The sequence below is a fragment of the Neobacillus niacini genome (genome assembly GCF_031456445.1).
GTDB classification, from domain to species: domain Bacteria; phylum Bacillota; class Bacilli; order Bacillales; family Cytobacillaceae; genus Neobacillus; species Neobacillus niacini_I.
Window position 1 is genome coordinate 1 of the sequence record NZ_JAVDUQ010000072.1, and the last position, 5,841, is coordinate 5,841.

6 protein-coding genes and 3 pseudogenes are annotated in these 5,841 nt (G+C 38.3%); 2 read left to right on the forward strand and 7 right to left on the reverse strand.

Features of this window, described 5'->3' with window-relative positions:
* Window positions 1–235 precede the first annotated feature (235 nt).
* From J2Y67_RS27345 to J2Y67_RS27365, 5 genes and pseudogenes are all read right to left on the reverse strand, one after another.
* Window positions 236–1,165, reverse strand: coding sequence for an alpha/beta hydrolase (locus J2Y67_RS27345; protein ID WP_310179305.1), 930 nt, complete (start codon window positions 1,163–1,165; stop codon window positions 236–238).
* An 88-nt stretch (window positions 1,166–1,253) separates the two neighbouring features.
* Window positions 1,254–2,471, reverse strand: a complete 1,218-nt coding sequence (locus tag J2Y67_RS27350) for an SEC-C metal-binding domain-containing protein (RefSeq protein ID WP_310179307.1) — start codon at window positions 2,469–2,471, stop codon at window positions 1,254–1,256.
* Window positions 2,472–2,666: 195 nt separating this feature from the next.
* Window positions 2,667–3,410 (reverse strand): oxygen-insensitive NADPH nitroreductase, encoded by a 744-nt coding sequence (gene nfsA / locus J2Y67_RS27355; protein ID WP_310179315.1) that lies wholly within the window; start codon window positions 3,408–3,410, stop codon window positions 2,667–2,669.
* 122 nt (window positions 3,411–3,532) lie between these two features.
* Window positions 3,533–3,916, reverse strand: a pseudogene (locus J2Y67_RS27360) (4-hydroxy-2-oxovalerate aldolase); the annotation flags it as partial.
* 18 nt (window positions 3,917–3,934) lie between these two features.
* Window positions 3,935–4,111 (reverse strand): annotated as a pseudogene (locus tag J2Y67_RS27365) (acetaldehyde dehydrogenase (acetylating)); the annotation flags it as partial.
* Between the two features lie 95 nt (window positions 4,112–4,206).
* Here J2Y67_RS27365 and J2Y67_RS27370 point away from each other — a divergent pair.
* Together J2Y67_RS27370 and J2Y67_RS27375 are read left to right on the forward strand one after the other, a co-directional pair.
* Window positions 4,207–4,332, forward strand: a complete 126-nt coding sequence (locus tag J2Y67_RS27370) for a hypothetical protein (protein WP_310179308.1) — start codon at window positions 4,207–4,209, stop codon at window positions 4,330–4,332.
* A complete protein-coding gene (locus J2Y67_RS27375; protein ID WP_310179310.1) occupies window positions 4,317–4,514 on the forward strand; it encodes a hypothetical protein in 198 nt (65 codons plus the stop codon). The genes J2Y67_RS27370 and J2Y67_RS27375 overlap by 16 nt, the downstream gene beginning before the upstream one ends.
* Here the strand turns inward: J2Y67_RS27375 and J2Y67_RS27380 are convergent.
* A pseudogene (locus J2Y67_RS27380) lies at window positions 4,482–4,601 on the reverse strand (DNA replication protein DnaD); the annotation flags it as partial. The gene J2Y67_RS27375 and the pseudogene J2Y67_RS27380 overlap by 33 nt on opposite strands.
* 357 nt (window positions 4,602–4,958) lie before the next feature.
* Window positions 4,959–5,468, reverse strand: a complete 510-nt coding sequence (locus J2Y67_RS27385) for a hypothetical protein (RefSeq protein WP_310179313.1) — start codon at window positions 5,466–5,468, stop codon at window positions 4,959–4,961.
* Window positions 5,469–5,841 lie beyond the last annotated feature (373 nt).

The window sequence follows — 5,841 nt, forward strand, 5'->3', positions numbered from 1 at the left end:
TGCTCGCGCGGGCATTGAAACGCCTTTTCTTTCCCCTTTTCGATGTAAATGTTACTCGCATGGGCAATGAAACAGCTTTTCTTTTCCCTTTTTGTTGTAAATTCTGCTCGCGCGGGCATTGAAACGCCTTTTCTTTCCCCTTTTCGATGTAAATGTTACTCGCATGGGCAATGAAACAGCTTTTCTTTTCCCTTTTTGTTGTAAATTCTGCTCGCACGGGTATTGAAACAGCATTTTATTTTAGATGCCCTTTAATCCACCCAATAATATCCGCAACCACTTCATCTTTATTGATCTCGTTTAAGATTTCATGCCGCGCATCCTCATAAAATTTATAGGAAACATCAATAATCCCAGCGTTTTTATGAGCCTGATAGGTTTTCAACACACCTTTTGTATTTCCACCAACCGGGTCCATGCTCCCGGAAATCAAATAAATGGGCAGCTCTTTCGGGATTGACCCAATATTGGTCGCTTTATTAATCGTTTCAAGCCCCCCAAACAGGTCGTGAAAAAATCCTGATGAAAAAATACCGCCACAGTTTGGATCTTCAATATACAAATCTACTTCTCTTTCATCTCTACTTAACCAATCAAATTCCGTTCGATTCTGTCGAAAGCTTTTATTGTAATTACCAAAAGTAAGATTATTTAATAACGGGCTTGGGGTTTTTCTCCCCATCTTCTTCATTTGACGGGAAGCAATCATCCTGCCGATTTTCCCCATAATCCCCGGGTCTCCGCCTGTTCCTGATAAAATCACACCCGCAATCCGATCGCCTTTTAATTGAATATAACGACGGGATAAGAATGATCCCATACTGTGACCAAATAAAAAAATCGGGATATCCGGATACTCCTTTTCAATAATTGTAGTAAGTGTAAACATATCCTCTACTACTTTTTCAAAGCCCTGTTCATCGGCGAAATACCCCGAACAATTATTTAAACTACCCGTTTTTCCGTGCCCACGGTGGTCGTTTCCAAAAACAACCATGTTCTTAGAAACCAATTCTGTAGCAAAGGAGTGATATCGCTCTATATGCTCTGCCATACCATGGGCAATTTGTACAATTGCCCACGGCCTCTCCTCCCCCTCCCATTTGCTAACATGGATCTTAATGTCATCATTTGTTTCAAAGGTATAAGTAGATTGCTGAACCATCTCTATCTCTCCTTAGCATCTTGACATTTGAGCTTCACTAAAAAGCATATACTTCATGATGTACCTATGGCGCCTAGCTAGACTTGTCTTATCTTCCACAGCATTTTTTGTACTTTTTCCCGCTTCCGCAAGGGCATGGATCATTTCTGCCGATTTTTTCACTTGTATTGCTATCATTATGCTTAGATTGACTTACTAGTACCGGTCGCAAGGATTTTTTCTCTTGTGCACTTAACTCCACTGGTGTATAACCTTTAAGAAACCATTGCCTCGTGTTATTCATCAGATGAACGACTTGATTCATTATCGCCTGGACCGCTGCCAAGCTTTCAAATTCAAGGACACTCCCAAAATATTGCATAATTTCATTAGGACCGTCACCAATTCGAGTCGCATATACACACTCTTCAACAATGCCATCTGCTCTCTCGCGGTCAAGTTCATAATTTTGCGTAAGGAAGTCGACGAACTGTAGATAGCTTTGATTTCGTTCAACAAACCCAGCTACCCCTACTTTGAGAAGTTCCTTTTTTGTAAAAGGATAAAAGGACAGACTGTCTCTCAACTGATGCTCCTGTTTTACTTTTTTTGAATCGAACACTCTTCTATTAGAGTATCCCACGTCATCGGTAGAAATCTCCTTATGATAGGAATTGGCATTATAAATAACGTCCAGATATTCTCGTAAACGTAACGGTTCTTTCATATAGGTTTCTAGCATCTTTTCCAGTTGAGATATACTTAATGTTCCATAATAGTACAAAAGACCGAATGTGAGCTTGATCCACTCTGTATTTCTTTTTATGGTTGACGTTAGATTTTTATCTTCTTCCAAAGTGATGATTTGATCAATCAGTTCATCCGGTATAGCCAAAATCCTTTTTTCTTGGAAGGTTCCAGTAAAAATCAAACCGCGCGCACGAAAATATCGGATTTGATGCGGTTCTAACTCCGGGGCAATCATATACCCATCATTATGGGCTATTTTTGTTAATAATCTAAAACGTTCCGCATCCAATTGAATGCAGACTTGTCTTAGCGATTTAGGAATCAATTCTTGTAACACTGTAATGAGCTCAGCCTTTTTCAAACTACTTACACCTGTTAATTCTAAACTTCTCCTGATCTCATCCAACTCGTGCTTGGTCAATTTACCTAGTTGTTCCTGTAACGTTATCGGAACCTTCATTTCGCTCCAGTGTTTTTTATCCTGTTTTTCCTCGAGATCTTTAGTCCTTTTATTTAATCCAGTTGACACTTGAAGAATGCCTTTTTCTAATTCTTTATTAATCACTTTGTTGCTCATATTCTCCCTACTTTCTATAACCTGACACAGGGACAGAAAGTTACCCCCATCCCCATCATACTAAACAAAATTGAAATATATATGTAGAATATAATACTTTTTAAAAAATATATTGTACAAGAAATATGGAAGGGAGTAAAAGGCAGATCCTAAAATATATCCGACACCATAGTAAATAGCGTCGGACATTATATTCTACCTCATATGGAATCCCTTGCTTTCAATAAATTCCCGCATATGTGCTCTTCTTTTATTTTTCAAGAAATGAGCCATTGATTCAGTCCAGTTGGTTTGTTTGTTATTCGTAGAACGCTGCTGATAATAGGTGTTCATGGTTTGATCAAACTCATCTAGTAAACTGTCGTATTTCTCCTCGTCATATTGATTTTCGTGGAGAATTGCGTCTAACGGCAGTCTTGGTTTTACTTCGTTCCTTTCGGTAGGGACCCCTAAACATAATCCGAATAATGGAAACACTTTGTCAGGAAGTCCAACAAGCTTGCTTATAGAATCAGGATTATTCCGCACACCGCCAATATAGCAACCTCCATAACCAAGTGATTCCCCTGCCGTGATGACATTTTGGGCAATAAGGGCGGTATCGATGATTGCGACCATAAAATTTTCTAGATTATCATGTTCAATGGCGATCCCATGCTTCCTGCCAGCCACTTCCAGGCGTTTTAAATCCCCGCAAAATAAGAAGAAATCTGAAGCATCGCTTATATGGCTATTTTTAGCTAGTTCAGCTATTTGGTCCTTTTTTTCCTTGTCTGTGACATGAATGATGGAATATGCCTGGACAAAATGGGAGGAAGCGGCACCTTGCCCTGATCGAAGGATTTCCAACAAATGTTCTTTTGGAATAGGTTCTGCTGAATATTTACGAACAGAGATATGGCTTTGCATCACTTGGATTGTTTCCGATAATGTTTTCATATTTTTCATCTAAAATCATCCTTTCCCAACTATTAATTTTTATTATAACCTATTTAGTCCCTCCTAAAGCTTTCCAAGCGATTACCTAATTCTACTAAAATATCGCGTGAATCAATGCCGAACTTGGCTGCCGCAATATGCTGTGGTGCTACATCTGCTTCTGTCACATGGGTAGCAATTCGCGCCATTTTGGCTCCTAATCTTGCCACTTCCTTTAATTCCTTTACGGTGCCAATCCCCGGGATCAAAAGAACAGCTATTTTAGCCTGTTCGGCTACAGATACAGCTGCTTCAATTAACTCCATTTCATTGGTTCGAGAAAGACCATATTGCAGTGAGGAGCCGAATAAGCCATCACCATGTGAAACCTCAATATACGGGACACCTGTATCATTTAACACTTTAGCTACTTTTAGAACCTGATCAACCGTAAATTAGTGGGCAATTGTATGACGGCCATCACGTAATGCTACTTCTGTAATAAAAATATCTCGGCCATTTGTCATTTTATGTAAGACTCCTTTCTATTTAACTAGTTCTTTCGCTAATTGATTTTTCACAAATTCTTCTGCTACCTTCACGCCTGCATCTGTCATAATATCAAGGTTTCCAGAGTATATCGGCAGATAGTCTCCAGCCCCTTCTACCTCAATAAAGATGGTCACTTTATTTCCATCAAAAATGGGTTCCGTACGAATACGGTTCGGAAACCACCTCAAGAGCCATTGTAGAAGTGGGCAGGGCAAAGAAATGAAAAGCCATCATCATTTTAAACCTGGCTGAACCTCCGATTTTGATGCGTGATACGGTTTATGCCCTCGTAAAAGATGGGACGATGGATGAAGCGAAAATTACAGAATCGATTAAAGAAATGGAAAGGACCTTATTCATAAGCTTGATCTATATATGTCGTGTGGGGTGAACGAGTATTGGACCGTTAATCCAGACAACAAGGAAATAACGGTCTATCTTTTTGAGGATAATAATATTAGCAATAATGCCACATTCAAAAATAACGAAGCAGCACAATCATATATTTTTGAAGGACTTAGTGCAGAAGTGAGGAAAATTTTGAGTTGTATTCGGATTCGTAAGCAGATATAGAAAAAAGTATTTATCTTCTGGGCTCATCTCTTCCATAACAATCGGATTCTTCCAAAATTCAGTACGCACCATTCTATATTTTGCCATAATCAACCACTGTCCTTTCTTCTACTAAAATCTTTTCATAGATGATATATAGTTTATTGAAGAAAAAGGATGGTATTCTACTAAAGAATATATTTCGAATAACTACATACATAAAATTGATATTTATAATAAAAAAAAATAGGATGCACTATACATCCTACTTTTCTCTTATAAGAGTTTGCTCAAGATAACAACGAATATTCCAATCCCAACGACTAAAGATACTGCAAATTGAATTTTGGGGAATTTCTTATTTTCCTTCTTCATTTTCTTGAAGGTGAAGCCGAGGACGAGAATGAGTATCAAACTTAATATTGAGTAAATCATCATCCAATCCAAAATCTCACCCCCTTTCGGTTATTGAGGTTCTACGTTAAAGAAGCCAGCATAAGTAATTCCGATATAGACTCCACTTCCATAGTTGTTAGCATAAACACGTGATGACATTAATGCAGCATAAGCAGCTATGACACCACCAGCAACGCCTACTCCAGGGAACCAGATTGCAGCCACTATTCCAGCTCCTGTATAACCAGCAGCAACTGATGCCATGTCTGCTGCAAACTTATTTGCATTGCAATTATTCAAGTAGCGACTTACGCCCCACCAGTGATATGCTAAAGAAGTATTCTTTCCTGGACATGTTGCAAATGTCGAGAAGCCACCAGATCCTCCTGCAGCCACAGGTTCTAATACAGTAATTTCCAAATTTCTTTCTGCTTTTAGTTTACCATTTTTAATCTCAATGTTTAAGTCAGTTAAATAAGTTTGTTGCATTTTAACCAATTCACTATCGTGACCATCTTTTTTCGCTGAACTTGAGTCAAATTTAAACAAACCATTCTTAACAGATATGTAAGGCTCCAATGCCATAACATCTTCGAACGTTAATTCGCTAGTCTGTTTTTCCCTATCCGAACTGTTTGCTTGGATGCTGCTTCGGCAGGTGCATACAACAACGATGGTAAAATTAACAATACTGCCAAGAACGATACTAAAAACTTTTTCATTTCTCTCTCTCCCCGTTTCTATTAAAATAATTTCCTTACATTTCCAACCAATGAGTAATTACATAATATAGTAAACATAGAAATATATAGAAATTGTGAAGAAAATGAAAAATTTGTAATAAGAAAAACCGGGCAAAACTGATATTATCCCTCCTGTGTAGCCAGTATGAAAAAAAACCATACTGGCTAACACAGGAGGGATTTATTTTGGCTAAAAAAGGGCAAAAATT